The organism is Tritonibacter sp. SIMBA_163, from assembly GCF_046535935.1.
In the GTDB taxonomy this organism is placed as follows: domain Bacteria; phylum Pseudomonadota; class Alphaproteobacteria; order Rhodobacterales; family Rhodobacteraceae; genus Epibacterium; species Epibacterium scottomollicae.
The window spans coordinates 1-232 of sequence record NZ_JAWJBP010001440.1 but is presented as its reverse complement, the minus strand read 5'-3'; the positions used below and the strand labels follow the sequence as shown (position 1 = coordinate 232).

1 pseudogene is annotated in these 232 nt (G+C 61.2%); it reads right to left on the bottom strand.

From position 1 onward, the window contains the following. Window positions 1-232 (bottom strand): annotated as a pseudogene (locus R0J92_RS27055) (glycerol-3-phosphate dehydrogenase); the annotation flags it as partial.

Below are 232 nucleotides of genomic sequence, written 5' to 3'. Positions count from 1 at the left end.
ATCGGTTTCTTCCTGGCTGATCCGGATATCCGTCGGATCGCTGCCGAAGTCGCGATCGGTGGTGCCGATCAGCGTGTAGTCCTGCTGATAGGGAATGGCGAAGATGATCCGGTTGTCCGGGTTCTGGAAGAAATAGGCCCGCGGGTCGTCGAACTTCTTCTTCACGACGATGTGGCTGCCCTGCACCAGGCGGACCTTTGCCCGGCCGTTGTGCCCCATCGCCCGCGACAGG